This window comes from Caldivirga sp. (genome assembly GCF_023256255.1).
Classification (GTDB): domain Archaea; phylum Thermoproteota; class Thermoprotei; order Thermoproteales; family Thermocladiaceae; genus Caldivirga.
In genome coordinates this window covers 1-23,568 of the sequence record NZ_JAGDXD010000003.1, presented here as the reverse complement: position 1 = coordinate 23,568, position 23,568 = coordinate 1, and the positions used below count along the sequence as shown (strand labels likewise).

The 23,568-nt window shown below is 45.3% G+C and carries 24 protein-coding genes and 1 pseudogene; 14 read left to right on the top strand and 11 right to left on the bottom strand.

Translation table 11 applies throughout. From position 1 onward, the window contains the following. Window positions 1–619: hypothetical protein (locus tag Q0C29_RS00315; protein ID WP_291998669.1), on the bottom strand; the 619-nt coding region annotated here is incomplete at its 3' end. Window positions 620–732: 113 nt separating this feature from the next. Here Q0C29_RS00315 and Q0C29_RS00310 point away from each other — a divergent pair. The 3 genes and pseudogenes from Q0C29_RS00310 to Q0C29_RS00300 all read left to right on the top strand — a co-directional run. Continuing rightward, window positions 733–885 (top strand): annotated as a pseudogene (locus Q0C29_RS00310) (30S ribosomal protein S30e); the annotation flags it as partial. A 136-nt stretch (window positions 886–1,021) separates the two neighbouring features. Then, window positions 1,022–1,873 carry a hypothetical protein gene (locus Q0C29_RS00305; RefSeq protein WP_291998668.1) on the top strand — a complete coding sequence of 284 codons (852 nt, stop codon included), beginning with the start codon at window positions 1,022–1,024 and terminating at the stop codon, window positions 1,871–1,873. 3 nt (window positions 1,874–1,876) lie between these two features. Next, window positions 1,877–2,530, top strand: a complete 654-nt coding sequence (locus Q0C29_RS00300) for a YkgJ family cysteine cluster protein (protein WP_291998667.1) — start codon at window positions 1,877–1,879, stop codon at window positions 2,528–2,530. Here Q0C29_RS00300 and Q0C29_RS00295 read toward each other — a convergent pair. Together Q0C29_RS00295 and Q0C29_RS00290 are read right to left on the bottom strand one after the other, a co-directional pair. Continuing rightward, window positions 2,527–2,970 carry a hypothetical protein gene (locus Q0C29_RS00295; protein WP_291998666.1) on the bottom strand — a complete coding sequence of 148 codons (444 nt, stop codon included), beginning with the start codon at window positions 2,968–2,970 and terminating at the stop codon, window positions 2,527–2,529. The two genes, Q0C29_RS00300 and Q0C29_RS00295, sit on opposite strands and share 4 nt — an antisense overlap. Window positions 2,971–3,209: 239 nt before the next feature. Beyond that, complete coding sequence (locus Q0C29_RS00290; RefSeq protein ID WP_291998665.1) at window positions 3,210–3,521, bottom strand: ATPase; 312 nt, start codon at window positions 3,519–3,521, stop codon at window positions 3,210–3,212. 18 nt (window positions 3,522–3,539) lie between these two features. Between Q0C29_RS00290 and Q0C29_RS00285 the strand changes: the two genes are divergently transcribed. Both Q0C29_RS00285 and Q0C29_RS00280 read left to right on the top strand, forming a co-directional pair. Beyond that, the gene (locus tag Q0C29_RS00285) at window positions 3,540–4,235 is read left to right on the top strand and encodes a uroporphyrinogen-III synthase (RefSeq protein WP_291998664.1); all 696 of its coding nucleotides are present in this window, start codon (window positions 3,540–3,542) and stop codon (window positions 4,233–4,235) included. Window positions 4,236–4,353: 118 nt separating this feature from the next. Next, window positions 4,354–5,535, top strand: a complete 1,182-nt coding sequence (locus tag Q0C29_RS00280) for a TIGR04053 family radical SAM/SPASM domain-containing protein (protein ID WP_291998663.1) — start codon at window positions 4,354–4,356, stop codon at window positions 5,533–5,535. A 201-nt stretch (window positions 5,536–5,736) separates the two neighbouring features. Here Q0C29_RS00280 and Q0C29_RS00275 read toward each other — a convergent pair whose 3' ends face one another. Next, window positions 5,737–6,036, bottom strand: coding sequence for an AbrB/MazE/SpoVT family DNA-binding domain-containing protein (locus Q0C29_RS00275; RefSeq protein WP_291998662.1), 300 nt, complete (start codon window positions 6,034–6,036; stop codon window positions 5,737–5,739). A 191-nt stretch (window positions 6,037–6,227) separates the two neighbouring features. Here Q0C29_RS00275 and alaS point away from each other — a divergent pair, with 191 nt between their 5' ends. Beyond that, entirely contained in the window at window positions 6,228–8,882 is a 2,655-nt protein-coding gene (alaS, locus tag Q0C29_RS00270) for an alanine--tRNA ligase (protein WP_291998672.1), read from the top strand. Between the two features lie 9 nt (window positions 8,883–8,891). Here the strand turns inward: alaS and Q0C29_RS00265 are convergent, their stop codons facing one another. Both Q0C29_RS00265 and Q0C29_RS00260 read right to left on the bottom strand, forming a co-directional pair. Beyond that, window positions 8,892–10,046, bottom strand: coding sequence for a DUF1343 domain-containing protein (locus tag Q0C29_RS00265; protein ID WP_291998661.1), 1,155 nt, complete (start codon window positions 10,044–10,046; stop codon window positions 8,892–8,894). Window positions 10,047–10,065: 19 nt separating this feature from the next. Next, window positions 10,066–10,809, bottom strand: a complete 744-nt coding sequence (locus tag Q0C29_RS00260; protein WP_291998660.1) for an SIS domain-containing protein — start codon at window positions 10,807–10,809, stop codon at window positions 10,066–10,068. 109 nt (window positions 10,810–10,918) lie between these two features. Between Q0C29_RS00260 and Q0C29_RS00255 the strand changes: the two genes are divergently transcribed. Together Q0C29_RS00255 and Q0C29_RS00250 are read left to right on the top strand one after the other, a co-directional pair. Continuing rightward, the gene (locus Q0C29_RS00255) at window positions 10,919–12,022 is read left to right on the top strand and encodes a hypothetical protein (protein WP_291998659.1); all 1,104 of its coding nucleotides are present in this window, start codon (window positions 10,919–10,921) and stop codon (window positions 12,020–12,022) included. Further along, window positions 12,022–12,603 (top strand): DUF99 family protein, encoded by a 582-nt coding sequence (locus Q0C29_RS00250; protein ID WP_291998658.1) that lies wholly within the window; start codon window positions 12,022–12,024, stop codon window positions 12,601–12,603. Before Q0C29_RS00255 ends, Q0C29_RS00250 begins: the two co-directional genes overlap by 1 nt. Here Q0C29_RS00250 and Q0C29_RS00245 read toward each other — a convergent pair. Together Q0C29_RS00245 and Q0C29_RS00240 are read right to left on the bottom strand one after the other, a co-directional pair. Continuing rightward, the gene (locus Q0C29_RS00245) at window positions 12,600–14,012 is read right to left on the bottom strand and encodes a phosphoglucomutase/phosphomannomutase family protein (RefSeq protein ID WP_291998657.1); all 1,413 of its coding nucleotides are present in this window, start codon (window positions 14,010–14,012) and stop codon (window positions 12,600–12,602) included. The genes Q0C29_RS00250 and Q0C29_RS00245 overlap by 4 nt on opposite strands. Before the next feature lie 57 nt (window positions 14,013–14,069). After that, on the bottom strand, window positions 14,070–14,630 hold the full coding sequence (locus Q0C29_RS00240) for a 50S ribosomal protein L15e (RefSeq protein ID WP_291998656.1): 561 nt from the start codon (window positions 14,628–14,630) through the stop codon (window positions 14,070–14,072). A gap of 107 nt (window positions 14,631–14,737) precedes the next feature. On the opposite strand from Q0C29_RS00240, the gene Q0C29_RS00235 reads away from it, so the two are divergent. The 6 genes from Q0C29_RS00235 (at window position 14,738) to Q0C29_RS00210 (ending at window position 21,117) form a co-directional block, all read left to right on the top strand. Then, on the top strand, window positions 14,738–17,644 hold the full coding sequence (locus tag Q0C29_RS00235) for a heparinase II/III family protein (protein ID WP_291998655.1): 2,907 nt from the start codon (window positions 14,738–14,740) through the stop codon (window positions 17,642–17,644). 78 nt (window positions 17,645–17,722) lie between these two features. Continuing rightward, window positions 17,723–18,688, top strand: coding sequence for an ABC transporter ATP-binding protein (locus Q0C29_RS00230; protein ID WP_291998654.1), 966 nt, complete (start codon window positions 17,723–17,725; stop codon window positions 18,686–18,688). Beyond that, window positions 18,678–19,526, top strand: a complete 849-nt coding sequence (locus Q0C29_RS00225; protein WP_291998653.1) for an ABC transporter ATP-binding protein — start codon at window positions 18,678–18,680, stop codon at window positions 19,524–19,526. The genes Q0C29_RS00230 and Q0C29_RS00225 overlap by 11 nt, the downstream gene beginning before the upstream one ends. 119 nt (window positions 19,527–19,645) lie before the next feature. Beyond that, entirely contained in the window at window positions 19,646–19,849 is a 204-nt protein-coding gene (locus tag Q0C29_RS00220; protein WP_291998652.1) for a 50S ribosomal protein L38e, read from the top strand. A gap of 69 nt (window positions 19,850–19,918) precedes the next feature. Beyond that, window positions 19,919–20,602, top strand: a complete 684-nt coding sequence (nth, locus tag Q0C29_RS00215) for an endonuclease III (protein ID WP_291998651.1) — start codon at window positions 19,919–19,921, stop codon at window positions 20,600–20,602. A gap of 161 nt (window positions 20,603–20,763) precedes the next feature. Beyond that, a complete protein-coding gene (locus tag Q0C29_RS00210) occupies window positions 20,764–21,117 on the top strand; it encodes a hypothetical protein (protein ID WP_291998650.1) in 354 nt (117 codons plus the stop codon). Here the strand turns inward: Q0C29_RS00210 and asnS are convergent. The 3 genes from asnS to Q0C29_RS00195 all read right to left on the bottom strand — a co-directional run bounded on the left by asnS (window position 21,114) and on the right by Q0C29_RS00195 (window position 23,406). Further along, window positions 21,114–22,412 carry an asparagine--tRNA ligase gene (asnS, locus tag Q0C29_RS00205; RefSeq protein WP_291998649.1) on the bottom strand — a complete coding sequence of 433 codons (1,299 nt, stop codon included), beginning with the start codon at window positions 22,410–22,412 and terminating at the stop codon, window positions 21,114–21,116. The two genes, Q0C29_RS00210 and asnS, sit on opposite strands and share 4 nt — an antisense overlap. 99 nt (window positions 22,413–22,511) lie before the next feature. Beyond that, window positions 22,512–22,760 (bottom strand): KEOPS complex subunit Pcc1, encoded by a 249-nt coding sequence (locus tag Q0C29_RS00200; protein ID WP_291998648.1) that lies wholly within the window; start codon window positions 22,758–22,760, stop codon window positions 22,512–22,514. Beyond that, window positions 22,750–23,406 carry a hypothetical protein gene (locus Q0C29_RS00195; RefSeq protein ID WP_291998647.1) on the bottom strand — a complete coding sequence of 219 codons (657 nt, stop codon included), beginning with the start codon at window positions 23,404–23,406 and terminating at the stop codon, window positions 22,750–22,752. The genes Q0C29_RS00200 and Q0C29_RS00195 overlap by 11 nt, the downstream gene beginning before the upstream one ends. Window positions 23,407–23,568 lie beyond the last annotated feature (162 nt).

Below are 23,568 nucleotides of genomic sequence, written 5' to 3'. Positions count from 1 at the left end.
AATCCCTCGTTATAAAGCCATTAACCATATAGTAAATAATTCTTAATTGCTTCTTTAACCTCTTACTTAAATCACCTTCACTTAATGAGCCGTTTAACCATTGCCTTAAGTATTCAGGAACATTGCTTAATGGCAATGATTTAATCTTTAATTCATTAATTATCAATTTCTTAACCTCATCATTGCCTCTTAGGGCCATGTGGTAATATATAGATAATTCACCGTTAAAGCGTATAACCGCTGTTGGTTGAAAGTATGCAATAATGTTTCTGGAGTTCATTAAGCTGCCGATGACGTAAAGCATGGAGCTTATTAACTTTAGGTCAGGGGTGGATGTACTTAATAGGGATCCTACATGTAGGTCACTTATCCCAAAACCCGCCAATAGTGGTAATGCGTATTCATGAGGCAACTTCTCGTTTAAAAGCACGTTAAGTTTAACGTTTGTTGGGAACGTATAATGTCTCATGCCCAAGGACTCCTTAACGTAAGTCTCACCCTTAAGCTCATTCCAGTGTCTAATTATTAAATCCCTTAGATTCCCTAGTACTGAATTTAGTTTCTCTAATTCTACTACTAAATTATTGAAGTCTTTTATTAATGAATCATACGAAGTCATAACGTTTATCCTGTTGAACTATTTTAAGAACCTTATGTAAACAGTTAAACTTTTAGCCATCTAGTAAAATTTATAAACCCTATCCAACAAACTCCTTAGAGTGATTTGACACGCCATCGCATGGGTCATTAACTAAGGCAGGCAAAGTGAGGAGTCAGACGCCTAAGATTCCTGCTAGGCCTAGGAGGAGTCCTGTTCCTAGGTTGAGGAATTGGCGTAATTATAGGCGTAGGGTGCTTTATGCGCAGCAGGTTCAGGGGAGTTGATGGTTTAAATTTTTATTTTTTGGTTTCCTGTTTGGTGATGTGGTTCGAGAGGGGTGAGTGGTGATCGGGGGCTTTTGTCTGATTTATGCTTGTTGTAAACATTTATAAGGGTGGGTTGGTTAGTTGCGTGGTAGTAATGGGGGAACAAGATGATAGGGAGGGTAAGGTTAAACTTGTGGAGGATCTTCTTAGGATTGTTAACGAGGAGGCTAGGGGTTCTTTTCAGGGTATTGTGAGGGATTTGTCGAGTGCCTTTGCTTTATTTAGGGATACGTATGGGTTTGATACTGGTTATGTGGATTTAAGTGAGGGTGGGTTGATTGTTCTTGAGTCTGTTTGTTCTCAGTCTAAGGGGACTGGTAATGAGTCTCTTGGCTCATTGATGAGGTTTATTGGGCTTAACCCTGGGGATGAGTCTACGTATCCGTTTACGGTTAGCCTGGGTTTACTCTGTATGCCTTCTCAGGAGGCTGTGAGTTACCAGGGGGAGGGGCCTGGTGTTGAGGAGGGGGCTTTGTACTTTGTTTCTGGGTTCACTGAGACTGGTAATGTGGGTGACTTGAAGCTTTACTGCGCTAGGAGGGTTATCGTTAAGCCTGGGTCATTGACCAGTGAGGTTAAGGTTGATGGGGAGGGTTTAGTTAAGGAGGCTGCCAAGGCGTGTAGGGACTTTAGGGAGAGCCACAGTGACCTGGTTAAATCCTTCAACGAGTCCTTCGGCCTTGAGCCTGCTGAGGTTGTTGAGATTGATGAGGGCTCAGTGGGTGTTGACCTACCCCTTAGTTTAAGCCTAATGGAGCCTATTAAGGCCTTAGCCACTAGGTTGAAGTCAGCGGTCTCTGAGGAGGGGCCTTCCCTAATGCTCCTTGGTGTTCAATGCACTGGAGGGGAGGGGGAGGATTACGTGCTGAACGCCAGTGAGGATGGTGTTTTAGTTATTGGTAAGAGGCAGGGTAATGGCTGCTTAAGGTACTTCATGGTTAAGTGAATTATGGTAAACTACGTACAGCCTAAGGTAAGGTTCAAATGCACGCTCTGCGGTGAATGCTGCAGGAGGTATTGGATAACCGTGACTCTAGATGACTTGGCTGCAATACTGGTTAACAGTAAGCTTAAGCCAAGTAGCGTAACAGCCCTCTACAATGCTAATGTTGCTGGGGACTGGCAGGCGCCGAGGATAAGGCTTAGGGATGGGCAGTATTACCTTGTCCTCAGGAAGAGGATTGACGGCTCATGCATCTTCAACGAATGGAGGGGTGGTGAAATGGTATGCTCAATAAACGAGTACAAGCCCCTCACCTGCAGGTTCTACCCCTTCATATACCATTGGAGCGGGGACACACTGTACTTTGAACTATACGATAAGGCAATAGGCTACTGCCCAGGGGTTGGTAATGGCCCCATTGTTGACTTAGCCAAGGAGGCTGAGTACGCTGTTAAGTCTAGGGCTGCTAAGGATAGGTTCAGGGCCTTTGTTAACCACTGGAATAGTATGGTTAATGAGGGTGCGGTTAAGGGTGACGCGGGAACCTTCATGAATTACCTAGACTGCGCAGTTGAGGCTATGGTTAATCCCCAGGGCCAGTGCCTTAGTGAATTCAGGTTGAGGGAATTATTGACTGAGTGGGGGGTTAATGAGGCCTAGTGCTTATCCATTAGCCTTAGGTTAAGCTTCCTTAATTCACCCAGGACCTCGTCAATGAACTTCTCGTAAAGCGGCCACTTATCCTCACCAACCCTCCTCCTTATCACGTCCATAACCATACTGTAGTTCTTGTACTTCTCATTCAATTCCCTCCAGGGAACCCCCCTTAAACCCTCACTAAGCTCCTTATTGAAGCTCAGTAGGCCAAGCATCATGAGTACGGCCATTATTGGGTAACCCACGTAACCCCTGTAGACTGTCCCATTATCATTACTGTAAACAAGCCCCTTACCCTCATCAACATACACGGTGTAGCTCCTTGAACCATCACTAGACACTATAACGTAATGATCCCCCTCCCTCCTAACCCTCCCATCGGCAATCGCAGAGAGGGCCTCCAGGACCTTAATCCTAGGAGGCATCCTTAACCTCCTCTCCATAATTCATCAGTGGGATGCCCACTAATAAACCTTTATGAGACATGTGAGGAAACGCTTATAAGCACTGGGGGAATTAAGTCAATAGCCCCAGCCCCTTTCCTAAGGGCGGCCTGCCGCGCGGGTGGTGCGGTTCTCCTAATGATGAGACGGGGACGGTAAAGAAATTGATGATTACAGTTCCACGCACTGATTTCACTAATAATGAAAAAATGGTTTTTTACAAATGAAGGGCTTTAACCTTACCTAAGCAGTATTAGAGCCACAAAGCCGTAGAGGGCTATGGTCTCCACGAAGGCAAGCACCAGGAAGAATATTAAGAGGTCCCTCTTCTCAATAGACGCTGAAGCTATAGCAGCCCCGGCAATACCCATACCAATCCCTGCACCACCTGCCGCTAAGCCAAAAGCTAACCCTGCCCCTAGGTAATTGTATGATTGATTCGTGGCCTGCGCGTTCAACACCGGTAACGTTGACATTAAGATCATTAGTGCTACTGCAACCCACCTATTCATGTTGATCAAATAGCCGTTAGTGCATACGCTTTTAAGCATTAACGTCACTTAGCGGTAATGCAGGAACCAATAATAGTGATTAGGGCTAAGGGTGAGGAGGGCATTAGGGGGGAGGGTGTTATTGAGGTTCCTGTGCTTAAGCCCATTCCCGATAACGACGCATTAAGGAGGTTAAGGGAATTATGCTCAAGAAAATGGGACATCGTAGTCTTCATGAGTACAGTGGCCGTTGAGTACACTTACAGTGTTGTTAAGGATCCATGCTGGGTTAAATGCATGGCGGTCGGCCCATCCACTGCTGCAGCAGTGAGGAGCCTATTCAATAGTGAATGCGTGACGCCAAGCGAGTACTCAAGCCTAGGCCTACTGAACCTACTCAGGGGCTTTAATGGGAGCATACTGGTGATTAGGTCAATGGAGTACGGTAATAGTCAATTCAGTGAACTGGGTGGTATCGTTACTGAGATTGGATTATATAGGCTTAGCGCCATTAATGATGAGTTAAGTAAACTTAAAGCCCTGATTAATGAAAAGGAGGAGTCGGGATCCCCCTACGCCCTAGTTATCACAAGCCCAAGGGTCGCACGTGAAGTCGGCAGCATCCTGGTTAATTTAAGGCAAGCCTTAATTATCGCAATAGGCCCCACCACATCTAGGGAGTTGAGTAGGCTTAACATACCTCATAGGGTTTCTAGGGTTTACACAATAGATGGGGCCATTAATGAGGCTAAGCTCGCATTAAATAAGGATTAATCAACACGTGGCCTAACATTGAAGAGATTAATTCAGGCTAAGGGGCTATACGCCTTTAATGGTTAATTCAGGGAAATGAACAATAAGCCCCTGGGATGAGGAGGAGGTGAGGCGCGAAATGATTATACGCGTTCAGTGCTGGGCATTAAGCATGCCGTTGGATTATTCCCAAAGGCCCCTCCTAGTGTTCTGGGAGACCACTAAGGCGTGTCCATTAAGCTGCAGGCACTGTAGGGCTAATGCAATATTAAAGCCCCTGCCTGGTGAGTTAACCACTGATGAGGGTAAGAGGCTTATTGAACAATTAACAGGCTTCGGTAAGCCAACCCCAGTATTAATATTGACTGGCGGTGACCCATTAATGAGGGGGGACATTTTTGAGTTAATTGACTACGCTAAGTCATTAAACGTGCCGGTTGCCGTATCACCAACAGTCTCAGAGAGGCTGCTTGACGATGACGTGGTAGGGGAGTTAAGGGGCGTGAGCTCAGTTTCAGTGAGCCTTGATGGCGCATCACCGATTACTCACGACTACATTAGGAATAAGGATGGGGTTTTTGAATTAACGTTGAAGGCAATATCAAGGCTACTTAAGGCTGGGGTTAAGGTTCAAGTTAACACAACGTTCATGAAGCTTAACGTGCATGAATTACCGTTAATAGTTAAGGTGCTTAAGGACCTTAACGTCTACACCTGGGAAGTATTCTTCCTAATACACGTGGGTAGGGGTACTGAACTTGAGGCATTAACACCTGAGGAAACGGAGGACGTAGTTAACGTACTCTACGACGTATCGAAGTACGGCTTCACAGTAAGGACCGTTGAAGCCCCATTCTTTAGGAGGATTATACTACATAGGTACGCCTTTGAAAGTAATGAAATTAACCTGAAGCCAACCAGCGGCCCATTATACACTCAACTATACGAAGGCTTAGTTAAAGTAATGGGGAGTGAGCCACCTAAGCTGGTTAAGAAGCCTACTGTTGCAAGGACTAGGGATGGGGATGGGATAATATTCGTGGCTTACAACGGTGACGTGTCACCAAGCGGCTTCCTACCGATTAAACTAGGTAACGTTAAGGAGGGGGATTTAGTTAAGATATATAGGGAGAACCCAATACTGTTAAGGATAAGGAGGGGGGAGTATGGGGGTAGGTGTGGTTCATGTGAATTCCGCTTCATATGCGGGGGCTCTAGGGCTAGGGCGTATGCGGAGTACGGGGACCCATTAGCCGAGGACCCCGCTTGCATTTACAAGCCTGGTTCAATTAAACTCCCGGAGTCAGCACTAAGCCCTTAAGGGGAAGTGGAGCCTTTATTGCATCAACGTAATGCTTATTAAAGGGGGTACTTAACAATCCCAAGTGATGAATCAGAGTTACAATGAGTAAATGATAACACGGCGTTTCAACTGACTTTAATCACTAATGCTTTAGGTTTAATCAACTATTTCCTTAGCCACCCCTAATCCTATTAACCTCATAGAATTACCACTAGGCTGTTAAAGGGGTTTAATGGATATTATCTCAATGTAATCCCCAGGCCTTATGCCATACCTTTCCCTAAGCTCCTTAGGTATTGTGAATTGCCTTGAGTCAGTATGCCTAGTTCTAAGTAACCTAGCGCCTTCAATAGTCCCAGTGGCGTCCTTAAACCTAAACGTAATGTTAACGTACCTTAAGTTAACTATATCAAGAGCCCTAACTAGGCTAGCTGGGATTAGAACCTGAAAATTCGAATACACCTTAACCCTGTACGGTAATGTGGTAACCAGGAACCCCACGGCACCCCTCCTACGCATACTTATTGGTTTAAGCCGCGGAATTAAAAACGCTAACCCTTAAAACGAATTAACGGGGGATATATCAGTAAGCTCCTACGCTTAACCATGGTTAATGAAAACGAGGCTTGGGGAAGCTGCAAAAGAGTAATTAAACCCCACTAAGGCTAAGTAGAGTGCCTATACTTAATGAAAGCCTGCTTAGAACTAGGATGTTCGTAAACATGAAGTTTAGGAGGGGTAGGTGCCCATACTGTGGTCACTACTACTGGACCCTTAACCCAAGTCAAGATAACTGCGGTGACCAACCCTGCACACCCTACGGCTTCATAGGTAATCCACCGGGTACTTATAGGCCGGAGTCTGTTAAGGATGTTAGGGAGCGTTTCCTATCATTCTTCGAGAAGAGGGGGCACACTAGGGTTACTAGGTATCCTGTGGTTGCCAGGTGGAGGAATGACGTCTACCTGGTGGGTGCATCAATATACGATTTTCAACCCTGGGTCACCGAGGGCATAGTGCCTCCTCCCGCTAATCCACTTACAATATCTCAACCAAGCATAAGGCTCACTGACGTTGATAAGGTTGGTAGGAGTGGGAGGCACTTAACTGGGTTTGAAATGATGGCTCACCACGCCTTCAACTTCCCTGGTAGGGACATTTACTGGATTAACGAGACCGTGGAGTACGCTCACGAATTCTTCACGAAGGAGTTGGGGTTTAGGGATGATGAGGTGACTTATAAGGAGAACATATGGGAGGGTGGGGGTAATGCTGGGGAATCCTTCGAGGTACTGGTTAGGGGGCTTGAGTTAGCGACGTTAGTCTTCATGCACTATAGGGTGGTTGGTGATGAGTATAGGGAAATGCCCATTAGGATAGTTGACACTGGTTACGGCCTTGAGAGGATTTACTGGGTTTTAACAGGTAAGCCAACAATCTATGAGGCTGTTTTCGAGAGGTTCCTAAATAAGGCTAGGCAACTCCTCGGCTTACCTAAGCCTGATGAGAAGATGCTTGCGTCCCTGGCAATACACATGGGTCAACTTGACCCTGAGGTTCTAGCCCTCGATAAGGCTTACGTTGAGGTGGCTAGGAGGATAGGGGTTGATTCAACAGAGTTAATTAACTTCATTAAACCACAGGAGGCGCTGTACGTGCTTGCTGATCATTCAAGGACGGTCTCCTGGATGATAAATGATGGGGTTATACCATCAAACTCAGGCGTTGGTTACTTGGCTAGGTTACTCATTAGGAGGATGCTGAAGTACATGCATGTTATTGATGCTCAAGTACCATTAACGGAAATCTTCAGTACGCACCTAAGCTACCTCATTAATGATTACCCCGAGTTAAAGGAAAGCATGCAGCTTATACTTGACTTAGTTGAGTTAGAGGAGAATAAGTATAAGTCAGCGATAAGTCAACTACCTAAATTGATAAGTAGGGTTAAGGGTGAATTAACCATTAACGACCTCATAAACCTATACGACTCCCACGGTATACCGCCTGAGGTTGTTAGGGATGAGGCTGCTAAGAAGGGGGTGAGGGTTAATGTCCCGGATAACTTCTATGAAATGCTGGCTGCTAGGCATCAGAAGCCAACTAAGGGTGAGGAGGGTGGGGGAATTGAGGTAACTGCAGATGATGTAATAGACCTACCGCCCACTAGGGAATTATTCTACGAGAACACCTACATGTTTGAGGGTAAGGCTAAGGTGCTGAAGGTAATTAAGGGTAAGTACATTGTACTGGACTCAACAATATTCTACCCTGAGGGTGGGGGTCAACCGGCGGATAGGGGGGTGTTAAGGTTTAATGGTGTTGAGGCTAAGGTTATTGACGTGCAGAGGGTTGGGCCAGTGATAATACACGTCATTGAAGGCCCAGCCCCAGGGGTGGGTGATGTAGTGGAGATGAGGGTTGATTCTGAAAGGAGGCTTGGGTTAATGAGGATGCACACGGGCACCCACATACTTCTTCAAAGCATAAGGAGGGTTTTAGGTAAGCATGTTTGGCAGGCGGGTGCGCAGAAGGATATACCATTAAGTAGGCTTGACGTAACCCACTACAGGTTGCCAACCCAGGATGAGGTTAGGAGGATTGAGGAATTAGCCAATGAAGTGGTCCTGAGCGATATACCAATTAAGGCTGAGTTAATGCCTAGGAATGAGGCTGAGGCTAAGTACGGCTTCATAATATACCAGGGTGGTGTAGTACCGGGCGGTAAAGTGAGGATTGTTAAGGTGGGTGAGGGTGATGACGCCTACGATGTTGAGGCATGCGGGGGAACACACCTGGATAGGACAAGTAAGGTGGGTTTAATTAAGATCGTTAGGGTTGATAAGATACAGGAGGGTGTGGTTAGGTTCATCTTCACCACAGGCAAGTACACCCTTGACTATGTTAGGAGTCTGGAGGGTACGCTTGATTCAGTGGCCAGTAGGCTGAAGGTGGGTAGGGATGATGTGGATAAGGCAGTGGATAGGCTACTTAAGGGGCTTAATGAAGTTGAGGAGAGGAGTAGGTTATTGACTAGGAAGGCTATTGAGGCTGATTTAGCTAACATAGTGAAGTCCATGATTACCGTAGGTGGATTCAAGGTTGCAGTGTATCCTGAGGATTACTGGGTTAAGGATTACCTGCAGGAATTAGCCAGTAAATACCCTGGGGACGTACTAATACTAATCCACGGTAAGGAGTACCAAGTGTACACTAACGGTAAGGTTAAGGCCATTGATGTAGCTAAGGCGTTGAATGAACTAGGGGGGAAGGGTGGTGGCAGTGGTACGTTTGCGCAGGGTGTCTTCAGTAATCCGGTTAACCAGGATGATGTAATTAACGTTATTAGACGTAGTTTAGGTTAAAAATAGGCGTTAATCATACAGCAAGTAGCCTCCAATGCCCCTAACATACTCGCTAACGCCATCATCAACAATGCTTAATGCCTCATCAAGGTTCCCATTCATTAACCTCTCCCTAACGCCCCTATTACCCACTAGGTAATCGAAGTGGTATGCGCCATTATGTTCAAGGAACTTAAATTCCCCAGGGTGGATTCGGCTTATTAGGTGAATTAAAGTGAGTGCTAGTTTAACAGGCCTTAATGATTCCCTATTCCTCACAATTAATTCAACCCCCCTGCACTCCTCACCGTTATACTTAACCCCAGTTCCCATTGGCTTATATTCAATGGGCATTAATTCCACGTCCCTCAACCCCAGTGAGGATGCTTCATCAATTAGCTTAACGTTGTTAAGCCACGGTGCCCCAATCACCCTAAAGGGTTTACTAGTCCCCCTACCCTCATTAACGTTAGTGCCTTCGAATAAGCCAATGCCTGGGTACATTAATGCACTGTTTAAATCAACTATTGCCGGGGATGGCTTTACCCACGGTAAGCCGGTTTCATCAAACCACATTCGCCTCCTCCAGCCATTAAGCCTAATCACCTCAACCTCAGCCTTAAGGTTAGCCTCATCGTTAAACAACCTAGCTAATTCACCTGCGGTTAAACCATACCTGATTGGTATGCTCCAAATACCTATGAAGGATCTTAAAGTTGGTTCAAGGATTGGGCCCTCAATTATTGAACCAGTTAATGGGTTAGGGTTATCGAGCACAATGACCTTAACACCAGCCTCACCGGCCGCTTCAATAGTGTAGAAGAGCGTTGATATGTAGGTGTAGAATCTAACGCCCACATCCTGAATACTGTATATCACGGTATTAAGCTCCCTAATGATGTCCACGGGCGGTTTACGCCTAGGTCCATAGAGACTATACACTGGAATACCCCTGTAGGATTCATCACTATAGGATTCACCTGCTGGTATAAGGCCCCTTAACCCATGCTCTGGTGTGAATATTGCCTCAACGTTAACGCCACTTTCAATTAAAAGGTCTATTAAATGCCCCCTACCTGGGTAGTACCCACTATGGTTAGTAACCACACCCACCCTCTTACCTTTAAAATCACTCACGTACCCGTCATCAAAGAATACCTGCAACCCACTCCTAACAACACTCATTTAATCACCACCATGGTGATTAAAGGTACTTCACCACTTGCCTATACTTACTTAGCAGGGATTCATTACGTTCCCTACCACCTGGTACGTTAACGCTAACCCAAACCTCAGGCTCAATACCCCTCCTCCTTAATTCACTCATTATTGTTAATTCAAGGCTATGCAGTATGAATGCGTTTATTATTGTCGACACTGCGGCAACCCTAACACCCTCAATTTCCAACCCAGCCTCCCCAGGTGGCACCTTATTATCAATAGTGACGTCAGCCATCTCGAACAGTCTCTTACCAAGTGGGTTATCAGGTTGAAGGCTCTTAGAGTACTCAACGGAGGTTAAGGCAATAACCCTTAACCCCCTCCTCTTAGCCTCGTAAGCCATCTCAACTGGTGCAGCGTTCTTGCCTGAATTAGACACTATTATCATTACTGAGTTTGGGACTATTCTTTGGGCATTGAGTAAATTAGCTGCGTAGCCTGGTAATCTCTCAAGGCTACTTGAAAGTGACATTCCGTTTAACCCAAGTAGGTCTGGGTCAAGTATGGGGTAAATGGGCGCTAACCCCCCTGATCTATAGAATACTTCAAGCACCATTAACATTGAGTGGCCTGTACCGAAAACGTAAATTAACCCACCCTTACTCAGTGAGTCAACGCATAGGTTTGCCGCCGACTTGATGCTGCTCCACTGGTCCTTTAGGACCTCATCAATTATCCTCATTACGGTAGCCCTATACTCATTAACGTAACCTAGGTCACTGCCCATTACTATACCTTAATGTTAAGGTAATTAAGCATTAACTCACCTAACCTAATGCCGCCTGGTTTACTGCAGGAATGCTTTAAAAATAATGGATTAAAAATTCCAGTGAGGTATGGTAAGGGTTTTAGTTGCTGGTCATAGTGGATTAGATAAGCATAAGTGGATTAACGCATTAAGCAACTACACGGGTAATAGGGTTGGTAAAGTCTTATCCCTAGACTTCGACTCAATGCTGTCCGAATCAATGCCCTACTTCCTTGATAGTTACCTTGAGAAGCAGAGGAATAAGTGGTATGAGACCGTTAACCAGATTCTAGGCCGTATCGATAAGGAGCAGCCTGATCATGTTGTAATCAGCATGCATTTAACCTACTTTAGGCACAACACGTACTGGAGCCTTGTTGACGCTAATGCACTTAAGGAGTTTAAGTTCGACATGATCCTAACGCTCATTGACGACGCCTACTCAGTGTGGAATAGGATAACTAGTAGGGAGTCTAAGGAGAGGCATGGAGTATACATTAGGTTAAGGGACGTGTTCGTGTGGAGAACAGTGGAGATAATGATGGCGGACATGTTAGCCACAGTCCTTGGGGTGAGGAACTACGTCATGGCCATTAAGCACCCTGTGGAAACCTTCTACAAGATAATATTCACTAAGCTTCCTAAGGCTTACTTATCCCACCCAATAAGCCACGTGAGGAGTAACAGTAAGGCTGTCGGTGAGATTAATGAATTCGCAAAGATGCTTAGGAACGTGGTTGTGCTTTTCGAACCAACCACAATTGATGAGTTAATAATAGAGAGGAATTGGTTAAATGGGCGTGGAGCCATCATTAATAAGGAGGATAGGTGGCCTACGGATAATGATGACTGCGACTACCCAATTAGGCTTAAGGAGGATGAGGTTGCTGAAGTATCCTCAAGGAATCCAGTAACAAGGAGGAGTTTAATCCAGGATCAAGTTATGAGGAGGGATTTCAGGTACATTGAGCAGTCAGACATGGTTGTGGCCTATAGGCCCAGGTACGGTGGTACGTTAAGTAGGGGGGTGTTCTCTGAAGTAACCATAGCGGTTAACATGGGTAAACCCGTCTACGTCTACTGGCCCCCTGAGGATGGTGATATTGCGGAAAACCCATTCGAGTACGTTCACGAGTACTTCAGCAGCGTGGATGAGCTACTGGGATTCCTTAAGAGGCAGGTGTCGGCTTAATGGGGCATGGGTCATTAATAAGCAAGAGGGCGATTAGGGTCCTCGGTATAGCGGAGAGCTTCAAGTTAACGCACCCTAAGTCAGTGTTAACTGGGGTTGTGATGAGGAGCGACTTCATAATTGATGGGGTAGTTAACTCATTCTCCACGGTGGGTGGCCTGGATGTTACTGATTCAATAATAGGCATGTTTAGGGAGTTAAGTAGACCTGACGTGCACGCCATAATGATTGACGGGTGCATAGTATCCTTCTACAACATTATTGACATAGATAGGCTCCACAGTGAATTAGGCTTACCTGCATTATGCGTAGCCTTCAGTAGGAGTAGAGGTAACCCAAGGGCTGCGATAGTTAAATTGTTTAAGGATTACGAGGAAAGGTTAAGCATACTGAGTAGGATAGGTGAACCAGCCTTAGTTAACACTAAGTATGGCCCAGTCTGGGTTAGGTATAGGGGTTTAAGCTACGGTGAGGTGAAGGTTCTTATAACCAAGTTCCAGAGGGATGGGAGGAGACCTGAACCCCTGAGGGTTAGTAGATTAATATCGGCTTCGGTTTTCAAGAGCATCTACGGTAATTAACCAGTGATTAACCTATTAATGAGCGCCTCTACCGAACCCAGTAGTTCATTAACCCTACTCATACTAAGCGCCTCGGAGTAAACCCTGATTGATGGTTCGGTACCACTACCCCTTATTAATACCCATGATTTATCCTTGTAAACAGCCTTAAATCCATCAATCTCCACGAACCTCGCTAAGTCACCCATTGACGCAAGCTGCCTCCTTAACTCAGGCTTAATCCTATTGACGAGGGCCTTAGCATCATTAGCCTTTAAGTCAATCCTCCTGAAGTAACGTTCACCGAACCTACTGGTTAATTCCCTATAAATACTTGAAACTCCACTGGAACCCTCTATGCAGGCTCCCATTACCCCACTGTAGATGCCGTCCTTCTCAGGTATGTGCCAGGAGTACGCTAATCCACCACTTTCCTCACCACCCATGTCGGCCTCACCCATATTGATCGCATTAACAATATACTTTATGCCAACTGGTGTTTCAGTGACTTTAATGTTGAGGTCAAGGGCAATGTCATCTATTAGGTGCGTTGTGGCAACAGTCCTCGCTACCCCCTTCTTAACCATCCCCATTCCCCACAGTGCCCTTAGGAAAACCGGGAATATCCTGTTCGCATCCAGGTAACCTAAACCCTTAACAACCATAGCTACCCTATCGCTGTCGCCATCATGCGCTATAGCCATGTCATACTTACCGTTTAGAACCGCGTCAACATCATCCTTAACCTGATCATACTCAGGGTTAGGTAGCTTACCTTTGAAGTCAGGGTCCTGCTCACTATTAATCTCCACTGCATCAAACCCAAGCTTCCTCAGTACGTTAACAGTATACCCAACCGCAGCCCCATGTATTGGGTCAACAAGCACCTTAAGCCTCCTCGGTTTAAACCTACTTGAGAACCATGAAACTAAGTAGTCCACGTAATCATCCCTCACGTTAACTGTTGGTATTTGCGTGTATTCAATATTCTTAACACTCCTTAAGACATCATCATACTCACTATTAATCACCCCCTCTATCCCATCAGTATCCTCAGGCTTTGCCGGCGCACCATCACCCCCTATTACCTTAACGCCATTATACATTGGTGGATTATGGCTTGCGGTCACTTGGAAGGCTAAGTCATACTTATACTTTAATATAGCCCATGAAACAACAGGGGTGGGTGTAGGTGAGGAGACCACGTTAACGTCAACCCCATGCCCCTTAGCCACTGAGGCTATTATCATTGCGAAATCCCTCGACATGCGTCTCGTGTCATGGCTCACAAGAACCCTTGATACACCGTACTTCCTGTACCAGTACCTTAACGTTGCCTCAGCTATCACCGCAATGACTAGGTCAGTTATTGATTCACCAATAATACCCCTAACGCCATCAGTGCCAAACTTCACGCTTACTCTACTCACTTGCAACCTTAACGTGGGTGGGTTAAAAATATTATTCACACGTTAATACGTTAACGATCATTGACTTGAGCCACTGCCCTGGCTACTTTGGCTCCTCAGCTTCTCAAGAAGCTTCCTCTGCCTCTCCCTAATTCTCCTAATCCTCCTCCCCTCCCTATACTCCCTACCAACTACCCTAGCGTAGTCTGGGTCATTCCTAATCGCTGGGTGGTTTGGATCAACCATAACCACCTCAAACCACTTGTAAATGGCGTCCTCACCAACCCAGTATGACCCAAGGACCTCCAGGTTACTGAACCTCCTAGCCGCCCTCTGTTCAGCAACCACCTGTAGGTTTGTTGATAACGCTACACCGTAGACCCCCATCCTCTTAGGTCTCCTACCCGTATTAGGCCTACGCCTATTGAATGGGCCCCTCCTCACCCTAACCCTAACAACCACAACCCCCTGCTTAGCCTTATACCCATACTTCCTAGCCTTATCAATCCTAGTGGGCTTCTCAACCCTAACTATGGCTGGTTCCCTACGCCACTTAATTAACCTAGCCTTAATCACCTGCCTCAATGGGTCCTCATACGGCTTCTTCCAAATGTCGGCAATGTAGCGTAATGTACCCATACGCCCTCTTAACCTAGCCCCCTATTAAAATATTCCGTGAACATTAGTGTAGGGCTTACTTAAGAATACTTAACAACATTTAATAGCCTTGAGGATTAAGGGTAAGTATGATAACCCTGGAGAACGATAACATTAGGTTAATTATTCATGAGGCTTCAGGCACAATAACTGAACTACTTGATAAGCGTAGTAATACCCAGCACCTACTAGCCAGGAAACCGGAGCTGGAGCTCATGGAGCCGGGCATGGGGATTCTTGAAATTGAGCCGTTCATTAAGGGTAAGAGGAGCGTGGTTGATTTAAGCAATGACTCGGTAACCCTGAAGGTTGAGGAGGGGGGTAAGGCTTTGGTTAAGGAGGTTAAGTTAATGAGGCAGGGCGCTTTGATTACAATCAAGGCTACTGGAGTGAATAGGGTTAGGGAATTACTTCACGTAGCCTGTGGTAACGGTGGCTATTGGGGGGAGGCATTGGGTGCAATGTATAATTGCAGGTACTTCGTTAAATTCGGCTTCACTGAACCACCAAACAGCTTCTCCTCAGTGGGCCTTAAACCACCAGTCTCAGGCTTCAGGTTCAGTAAACACTCATACAATGATAGGTATTTTCCGGAGCTTGAATGGATAGCCTTCATTAATGAGAGTAGGCGCGTTGGTCTACTGGTTAAGTGCCTATCACCCTGTTATGGTGTTGTCGAGGATCAATTCTTCAACGTTGAACTCAACCTTGTAGCTAACGGTAAGGGTGAATCATCCTTAACGTACGAGTTAACGTTGTTTAACGGCCTAAGTAGGGTTGATTACGCTGATGATGACTTAATAATTGAGGTTAACTCACCTAGTGTTGTTAAGCCAGGGGATAGTATTAATGGTTCATTAAGCATCTACTCATTGTCAATAAGTGGGGGACTTAATGTCAATGGTTACGTTAAGCTAGTTAAGTCAATGCCAACCCTAGGTAGGAGGGGTTACGATGTTGATAGGGTTAGGGTTGGGGAGTTTAAACTTGGGTTAACCCTGGAGGGCAATGTTATTAATCTTAAGCCAGGCAGCGCATCAACAGTAAGGTTCACCACCGAGCCCGTTACGTGGAGCATGGAGGATACCTTATACTCAATACCCTACCTGGAGTTTAACGTTAATGGTAAGGTTGTTTCAAGGGCCTTCTCAATTAACCCAGATTACGCAGCAGCCGTTAACGCATTAGGGGGTAGGAACCCTGGGTTGGTGAATCATATTAATGATTGGAGTGATGAAGTTGAGGGATTCTATGATGATAAGTTAGCCTCCATGCCCATATATGAGTTGGCCGCTGAGGACTTCTCAACATCCCGCAGGCTAATTAAGGAGAGGCAATTACCTGAAGAGGCTGTTAAGGTGCTTAAGGAGTATTTAAGCAGTGATGTTAAGGTTTACCCAGCAATATTCCTTGACTTAAGTAAAGCCACCAGGAACGGTTACGTTACATCAGCCCTAGCCGACATGATCCTTAAGTCAGCCTCAAGCCACGTATTCCTAGGTTCACCCATAAGTGATGCCTTAAGGGGCTTGGAAATGGTTGCCTCCGCGTACGAGAGGGGTGAGTTGATTCACTGGTTTAATGGTATTCACGGTGGGGCTGGCTCAGCTGGCTTACTTCAATTAACCTTAGCCTATGACCTAATTGAGGATGAGCTTCCCGAGGAATTGAAAACTAGGCTAAAGTTAATGTTCAGGTGGGCTCAGGGTGAATTAATTAAGTTAACCAATGCCTGGGCCGGCAACTGGGAGTTAACTGAGGCATTAGCCCTACTGGCGATTTCAAGTAAATTCAACTTCAATAACTCTAGGCTGGGTTTAATTAAGGCTGAGTCGGTGTTTAGGAGTACGTTGAATTACTTCCTTAATGATGGTGGTTGGCTTGAGGAGTCGGCGGGGTACCATAATGCAGTATTAAACATAGTTACCTGGGGGGCTGAGTTACTTAGGCTGAGTGGGATTGACCTATACTCGGTTGCTAGGAATGGGGAACCAGTGATTAGGAAGGCGGTATACTGGCTTTGGAACGTACTTGACCCACGCTATAGGATGCCTGCCCTTGAGGATAGCGGCGATGATGTGCCTAACCCGGACCCATTCATAATAAGTGGTGTTAGGTATAATGATCCTGTGCTTCTTAAGGTTGGTTTAAGGCTTATGGAATTAGGCTCAAGGCCAACGTCATTGTTGAGCGCGTTAGCCTTAATTGATGGTTATAGCTTAGTTAAATCCCCCATTGAGCCGAGGCATGAGCAGGTCACTGTATTGGATGATTCAGGTAGATTCATAGTGAGGAGTAGTGATGAATACAATGCAACCTACTTCATCCTTGACTATGGCCCCCACGGTGCTTGGCATGGTCACCCAGATAAGTTAAGCTTCGAACTCCACTCAAATGGTGAACCACTCATTGTAGACGCAGGGTCGGGTGGATACTACTCTGACCTTCACTGGAAATGGAGTAGGAGGAGCATAGCCCACAATACCGTAACCCTGGGGGATAAGGATCAATTGGAGACTAGGGGAAGGTTAGTGAAGTATTGGGTTAATGGTGACGATGTCTACGCGGTTTTTGAGGCTAACACATATCCGGGTGTTAATCATAGGAGGGGTGTGGTTGCATTGGGTAAGTTAATTTACGTGATTCTGGATAAGATTAGTGGGGTTGGTGAATTCAGGTGGAACATACACTGCATGGGTAATGTAGTCTACATGAAGAGGAACAGCATGGCGTTAACCACAGGGCGCACTGATTACATTATTGTCTTACCTAAAACCCCTGAAGTAACATATGGGTGGAGGGGGCATAGTACTAGGACTGTTTACGCCTATTATGAGGACCATAGTGTAGGTGAGTTAAACATGTGGGGCATCATCATACCCTTTAAGGCTGACGTGGGCTTCAACGGTAGTGAAGTAAGCATAACCTATGGGGGCAGTACCTACGTAGTAAAACCGCTTGAACTATATAATCTACTGTTTAATAATGAGCATTAGCCTAAAACTACTTTTACCCACCTAATGCTATTTTGAGAAAAGTTTTAATAGTGAAGTAATCGTTCTCCTGATTGCAGTATGACATTATTAAGCATCAGGAACCTTAACGTGGAGTATAGGTTACCTGACTTGAAAATCGCCATTAAGGCCCTTAAGGGGGTTAGTGTTAATGTTAATAAGGGTGATATTGCTGGAATTGTTGGGGAAAGTGGGTCCGGGAAGTCAACGCTTGCCTTAGCCATAATGCGTATGCTTAAGCCGCCAGCAATAATTAAGAGCGGTAACATATACTTTAACGACGTTGACCTACTGTCGCTTAGTGAACATGAGTTCAACTCCAAGTATAGGTGGGTTAAGATATCTATGGTTCCCCAGGCAAGCCAAAACATATTTAACCCGACCATGAGGATTAGGGATCATTTCATTGATACCGCTAAGGCACACGGCATTACTGATGAAAATGAGGTTTTGAAGAGGGCTAGTGAAATCCTTGAATTCACTAAACTCAACCCAGCCAGGGTCTTTAACCTTTATCCTCATCAATTATCAGGCGGCATGAAGCAGAGGGTAGCCATAGCCCTGGCGTTGTTCCTAAACCCAGAGTTAGTGATAATGGATGAGCCCACAGCCGCCTTAGACGTGGTTACTCAAATGGATATACTTAACCTAGTTAAGTCAATTAACGAGAAGTTTGGAACAACAATAATCTTCATAACTCACGATATTTCAATAATACCTGTAATAGCGTCATCAGTAGTGGTGCTGTATAATGGTGAGGTCATGGAGGTGGGGCCAATGGAGGATATTATAATTGACCCAAAACACCCATACACTAAGGCGTTGGTTCAGTCAACACCATCATTATCATCAAGTGCCGATGAAGTTAAGCCAATACCAGGTGAACCACCTAACCCACTTGAGGATATTCAAGGTTGCCCATTTTGGCCCCGTTGCCCATACGTAATGGATGTGTGTAAAACTGATAAACCCCCTGAGTATAATGTTAATGGAAGGATAGTGAGGTGTTACCTCTATGAGAAGTAACGAATACCTTATTGAACTAAGGGACGTATGCGTTTACTTCACTGAGAGGGTTGGCTTACTGGGTAAGAGGGTGACTAAGGCCCTTGACCACGTTAACTTAAGTATAAGTGATGGTGACGTAATTGCGGTAGTTGGTGAAAGTGGGGCGGGTAAAACAACAATGGGTAGGGTTATTCTTGGTCTCCAGAAGCCAACCAGCGGCATCGCCTTATTTAGAGGTAAGGACATTTACTCACTGAAGGGTAGGGAGTTCGAGGAATTCAGGAGGAGTGTGCAATGGGTTCCCCAGGACCCATACTCCTCCCTTGACCCTTCATTAACCATCGGTGAACAGTTAATGGCACCCATAAGGAGGTGGAACCCAAAGATTGATGCATCAGCTAGGGCTCAGGAGTTACTTAGGCTTGTTGGTTTAGTCCCTCCATCATTCTACATGAATAAGTACCCTCATCAATTGTCAGGTGGCCAAAGGCAAAGGATTGCAATAGCTAGGTCATTGGCCTCTAATCCAAGGCTCATTGTTGCTGATGAGCCGGTTACAATGATTGATTCCTCATTGAGGATAAGCTTCATAAATACCTTCATCGAATTAATGCGTGTTGTTAACTTAAGCCTAGTCTTCATAACACACGACATTGCCTTAGCTAGAATACTACTGTTGAAGTCGGGTAAAGGCAGGGTAGTGATACTTAAGGATGGGAGGATAGTGGAGGAGGGTGATATAAATGAAATAGTAAGTAACCCAAGGGATGAGTACACTAAGGTACTGGTGAATGCAGCGCCAGACTTAAAGAAGTGGCTAAAGGGTTATGAGAAGAGAAGTGAACCCTCACTCTAATACTGAGGCCCCAGGACTTAAATAATGGGATCCCCTTAAGGATGATGAGTATAACTGCAATCTGTCTTCCAAGCATTATGAGGAGAAAATATTAAAGAACACTGGGGTAACCCCAACCCATGCCTAAGGAGGTTTTCCTAGTGGACCTGTGGAGGAGGTACGCTGATAATGCAGTGGAGATTAGGGTTAAGAAGAATGGTAATGTTGTTAAGCTAAAGGCTAGGACAAAGGCCAGTTTAGTCACAATTAAGTTACCTGAGGATGTAGCCACTAAGCTTATTGAGGAATATAGGAGTAAGGGCAAGAAAATAATTGAATTCTAGAGTTATCTAACGCAACTACTATTGAGTAGGAAGGCATGTTTTAAAAAGCGGTCCAAGACTGCTGAACAGATGACGGATTTAACAAGGGATGATGTTATTAAGGCCTTATCACTAGTTATGGTGAATGAGAGGGAATTCCTAGGTAGGTGGGTCTTCATGAATAATGTAACAGTATTTGAGGGGTTAGTTGCAGTAATGCTCACGCAAAACACCAGTGATAAGGTGGCTACTAGGGTTTATGAAAGACTTAAGGGAAGGATTGGATCAATAACCCCCAATGCTATTTTAAACCTAAGCAGGGGTGAATTGGAGGAGATACTGAGGCCTATTGGGTCCTTTAGACAGAGGGCGAGTAGGTTAATTGAATTAGCAACCGTGGTTAATGAGAGGTATGGTGGTTCACTAGAGTTCATTAGAAACATGAACACTGAGGAGGCTAGGAAAACACTAATGAGTCTACCTGGTGTTGGACCTAAAACAGCTGACGTAGTTCTACTTAACCTAGGTAAGCCTGTTTTCCCAGTGGATACCCACATAATGAGGATTAGCCACAGGCTGGGGATAATGGGTGGTTATGAGAGGGTCAGTGCCTTCTGGATTAAGTTAATGAAGCCTAATGAGTACCTAATGGTTCACCTAGGTTTAATAGCCTTCGGTAGGGCAATATGCAGGAGTAGGAAACCACTATGCAGTAATTGCCCACTTAGGGATAAGTGCAGGTACTACATGAGCAACAAGACACTTCAGGCTTAATGATGAGTATCACTGTAATTGAGTACGTATAATGATAATCAAGCGTATACTACACCCGCTTGAGGAATTTAAGCCGCTTCTCATGAATAACAGTGAGGATGATGCAACATTGTGACTAATGTAACGTAATTTATTTAAATCATTATGAGTTACCGAGTATAATGTCCATAAAGCCTGTTTACGTGGTACTTGGATTAAGCCTACTGTCCATTATCCTCTCGACCATAGCTATGGTGCACAGTTACTTAGACATAAATGAACTCTTCATGAGGCTTGAGCCTGCAATGTACTCAAGTAAGCTAGTGTATGAACTTGTTGGTATAGCTATACTGGATGTAGCCACCTTCACTGCGTCGGTGTTCGTGGTTAAGGAGAGCTTCCTTGATGTTGCAACATCAATATACGTGCATGAGGAAGTGTTAGCCAGGATGAGGAGGGTTATGGCATTCATGGGTGTTACCTTCTCATCAATATCAATAATCATGGTGCTTATAGCCATAGCGTCAGTTATCTAGGGCTTAAGCCTCCTCATGTCCCTTGGGAAGGGTAAGGCATCCCTTATGTGATCTAGACCGCAAATCCACATAACTAGCCTATCAACCCCTAGACCGAAGCCGGCATGCGGTACTGAGCCGTACTTCCTTAAATCAACGTACCACTGGTAATCATTGGGATTCAGGTTGAACCTCTTTATTTTACTAATCAACTCATCATAATCATATATACGTTCACCACCACCCACGACTTCACCATAACCCTCCGGTGCCAGAACATCAACACTTAGGGTTGTGTTAGGCTTACTTGGATCATTCCTGTGGTAGAACGCCTTAACGTTCTCAGGGAAGTGGTGGAGGTGAATTGGTTGAGTAAACTCGAGGGTTAGCACCCTCTCCTCATCGGCGCCAATATCATCCCCCCACTTTAGGTTAAACCCCTTCTTATTAAGAATACTGATAGCCTCATCATAAGGCACCCTGGGGAACGGGGGCTTAACATTCTCAAGGGGCTCCGTTCTTCTACCCAGTAGGCTCAGGTCCTCTAGGTTTGATTCAAGCACCCTCTTAACCACGTGGCTTATCAAGCCCTCTGTAACGTTAAACATGTCCTCAAGGCCTGCCCAAGCAACCTCAGCCTCAGCATGCCAGAACTCGGTCAAGTGCCTACGGGTCCTCGACTTCTCAGCCCTAAAGCTTGGGGCCATTGTGTAAACCTTCTCCAGTGAGAATATGAGAGCCTCCAGGTAGAATTGGGAGGACTGCGTTAAGTACGCCTTCTCACCGAAGTAATTAACCTCAAAAAGCGTTGAACCACCCTCCACCGCTGATGTTATGAACATTGGGGCTTGAACCTCGTAGTAACCATTACTCCTAAACCACTCATGAATAGCCCCAAACACAGTACTCCTAATCTTCAACACTGCCTGCATCCTCCTACTCCTAACCCACAGGTGCCTCATGTCCAGTAGGTATTCTGAGTCAGCCTTAGCGGCATCCTCATTTATTGGGAATTGCCAACCAACGAAACTCCACGGTATGTCAGTAACCTGGATTTCAAAACCACCTGGTGCCCTGGGCTCCTTCCTAACATGGCCCGTCACTATTAGTGAGGACTCTATGTTAAGTTGCTCCGCCTTCTTAAACGCAGTCTCATTATCCTTACTCACCACTGCTTGAATTATCCCCGTTGAGTCCCTGATCACAATGAATATTTTACCCCCAGTCACCCTTTTCCTGTACACCCAACCCCTCACGTTAACTAACCCCCCTTCCCCAACCTTCGCTACATCCTTAACGTATGTGAAGCCTTGCATACTCCTATTAAGCGTCTTAACAAGCGTTTTAATTCTTTAACCAAACTGGTTAAGGATAATGGCACTTAGTGAAGTAGGGTGGCGTGAATGCATTAATTCCTAGTCCTTCGAAACCTGCAGAACCGCCTTCAGGTTCCTTAGGAAATCATCAATAGTGTTCCAGACTGATAGAGTAACCCTAGGGTTAGTTACCTCAGCAGATACCATGTAGTTAACTTCACCATTAACGCAATTAATACTTGTTCTAATCCCCTCAGGCAACCCCACTTCATCAACTTTAAGAGCCTTAACAATGCTTGCGCAGTCACTAGTCCTTACCTTAACGTTAACCGTCAATTCACGCCGCATTCTCGCTCACTACCTGAGCAACCTCCCTAACATACTCCACCGGTATCTCTGGTGTTGGGTTAGCCTCAGTAACCGTACCGTTGATTACCGTTAACTCAGCGAACTGAAGATTAAGCCTCCTCAGTAATTCACCATACTTATTATGCTTAATCGTCGCAAACACCTTAGACTCCTCACCCGTGAGTTTAACTAGGACTGATGCTGAGGCGAGGGGATTCTTCAAGTAATGCCTATACTCTAGAATGCTTCTGGCACCCTCAACAGTATCCACGAAGCCCCCTAAGCCAAGGGACCAGGCAGTGTTGAAGTAGTAAGGCCCACTTACGAACGCTGCCTTAACGGCCGAGTCCCCAGCAACAATTAAGTAGTCTAATCCCTGCTCTTTAAGTAGCTTAGTTACTGATAGGGCGTTAATTATCCCTGTGATTGAGTTAATGCTCCTCTCAGTAATTAAGGCTATTGATAATGCAGTGTAGGGGTTCATGGACACTAGTATGGTTAAGTCATACTCATTAACTAGACTTAAGGTGAGGGATTCATTACTTAAATTCACGTACTTAACCTGATGCCCCATGCTGGTTAACTCATCAGCAAGCTTACTAGTACTGTATCTGCTTGAGTCACTTAATAAGAGGAGTTTAGCCACACAACCCGCTTTAGGGAGCATTAAATAAAGTTAATTCCAGTGAAGCAAATTAAACAATTATCATTACCCCTCATGGGTTTCACACCCTTGCTTACGAATTCTTCATGGTGACAATATGAATGTCAAGCTTCGCCCTTTAGGGTGGGGTTAGTTTTAAGTTTT